This window comes from Saccharothrix sp. ST-888 (genome assembly GCF_000955975.1).
GTDB lineage: Bacteria > Actinomycetota > Actinomycetes > Streptomycetales > Streptomycetaceae > Kitasatospora.
This window is the reverse complement of record NZ_JYJF01000314.1, coordinates 1-743: the sequence shown is the minus strand read 5'-3', so window position 1 is coordinate 743 and position 743 is coordinate 1. Positions and strand designations below refer to the sequence as shown.

Annotated in this window: 1 protein-coding gene and 1 pseudogene; both read right to left on the bottom strand. The window is 67.8% G+C overall.

Going from position 1 to position 743, the window contains the following annotated elements; all coding sequences use genetic code 11:
• Positions 1 to 423: LLM class flavin-dependent oxidoreductase (locus UK12_RS32835; RefSeq protein ID WP_045306865.1), on the bottom strand; the 423-nt coding region annotated here is incomplete at its 3' end.
• A gap of 189 nt (positions 424 to 612) precedes the next feature.
• Positions 613 to 743: pseudogene (locus UK12_RS40340) on the bottom strand (chorismate synthase); the annotation flags it as partial.

Below are 743 nucleotides of genomic sequence, written 5' to 3'. Positions count from 1 at the left end.
GTTCAGCAGCGCGTAGTTCTCGATGGCGAGCGGGATGCCCTGGCGGATGTCCTGGCCGAACCACGGGTAGACCGGGCCGGTGTTGCCGCGCCCGAGCATCAGGTCGACCCGGCCGTCGGCCAGGTGCTGGAGCATGGCGAAGTCCTCGGCGATCTTCACCGGGTCGTTGGTGGTGATCAGCGTCGTCGAGGTGGAGAGGATGATCCGCTCGGTGTGCGCCGCTATGTTGGCCAGCAGCGTGGTCGGCGAGGACGGGACGTACGGCGGGTTGTGGTGCTCACCGGTCGCGAAGACGTCCAGGCCGATCTCCTCGGCCTTGCGGGCGAGGGCGACCATGCCCTTGATGCGGGCGTGCTCGGTCTGCCGCTGTCCCGTGAGGGGGTCGGGGAAGACGTCGCCGATGCTGAAGATCCCGAACTGCATTGTGTTCACTCATCTCCGTTGCAGGTGGAAAGACATCCTGTGGGGTCGGGAGTCCGGGTGAAAAACGCAGCGGATACTTCGTCAGATCGGACGCCCGGCAGGGGCATTGATGGGCCCGGCCCGGCACGGAGGGGGGCCGTGCCGGGTCGGGCAGCTTGTGGGGAAGGGGTTCGGGCCTGAGGCCCCGGGTCAGCGGATGACCAGGTGGTCGAGGTAGTTCCGCACGTTGCGGCGGGTCTCGGAGACGTTGTCGCCGCCGAACTTCTCACTCACCGCGTCGGCCAGCACCAGCGCGACCATCGCCTCGGCGACGATCCCCG